Origin of the sequence: Micrococcus sp. Mcc89, from assembly GCF_024519795.1 — a bacterium.
Taxonomy (GTDB): Bacteria; Actinomycetota; Actinomycetes; order Actinomycetales; family Micrococcaceae; genus Micrococcus; species Micrococcus luteus.
Window position 1 is genome coordinate 1 of record NZ_JALJRI010000101.1, and the last position, 1137, is coordinate 1137.

Sequence of the window (1137 nt, forward strand, 5' to 3'; positions counted from 1 at the left end):
TGTGGTGCTGAATGCTGTGATCGCATGGTCCAAACGATTGTCAGACATGCCCTAGATGTTGCGGGGCACGAGATTGTTGACGGTTCGACCTGTACGTCGACCGGCCGCAGCTGTTCAGTCCCCGTGATGTTGGAATCGTGTCGGAGTCTGTGCCCGTGGCGTCGTGCCATCGCCTGTAATGCGGCGTATGAGGAGTTGGAGCGCGTCTGCTGAGGTGACGTCGTTCGGGGTGTAGATCTCAAGCCGGTGGTCCGGACTGTCCGGCTGGAGCCATACCTGGTAGGCGACGCTCGCGGTGCCGACAGTCGGGTGTTGTAGATGCATGTCGCCGGTGGTGCAGTCTGCGACCTCTCTGGTGGCCCACATCTGGGCGAACTGGTCACTGCGCATGGTGAGTTCGCCGATGAGGTTCGCGAGGCGTGCATCAGCAGGGAATCTGCCGGCTGTGAGCCGGAGGTAGGCGACGTGGACGCGGGCGAGCTCGTCCCAGTTGCGGTGCAGGTCGCGGGTCAGTGGATCCAGGAAGAACATGCGCGGGATCGACGGACGCTGGCCCGGGTCCTCGGGCGCATTGAAGTCCACGTGCTCGGCGAGCAATGCGTGACCGGTGCGGTTCCAGGCGAGCACGTCGCCGCGTCTGCCGAGCAGGATCGCGGGTGTGGTCTCGCCGAGCGAGTCGAGCAACGCGAGGACGCGGGGATGGGGCTGTTCGGCGGGTGGTTCGACGAGACCGGTCTGGTTGGTTTGGCGTGCGAGGTTGTGCAGGTGGACCTTCTCGACCTCGTCCAGGTCCAGCACCCGGGCCAAGGCGTCGAGAACCTGCGTTGAGGCCGTACCGGCTTGGTCCTGTTCCAACCGCGTGTAGTAGCCGGCGCTGACGCCGGCGAGGTGAGCCAACTCTTCGCGGCGCAGGCCTGGGACGCGCCGACTGTTGCCGTAGGTGCGTAGCCCGATGGCGTCCGGGGTGACCTGATCCCGACGGCTCTTCAAGAATGCTCCGAGGCTCTCCACACCCTTGAGCGTAGACACCGGCCGCGGCCGTCTGGGTGTACCTGCTGGGTGTACCCACACCAGGTGTCTGGCTAGCTGTTGTGGGTCATGAGGTTCTTGCCACGAGGCGCCGGCTGAGATGAGACG

The 1137-nt window shown here is 64.8% G+C and carries 1 protein-coding gene; it reads right to left on the bottom strand.

Annotated features, from left to right (window positions below):
• Nucleotides 1-114: 114 nt before the first annotated feature.
• The gene (locus tag NR072_RS09565; RefSeq protein WP_225348639.1) at nucleotides 115-1011 is read right to left on the bottom strand and encodes a helix-turn-helix transcriptional regulator; all 897 of its coding nucleotides are present in this window, start codon (nucleotides 1009-1011) and stop codon (nucleotides 115-117) included.
• Nucleotides 1012-1137 lie beyond the last annotated feature (126 nt).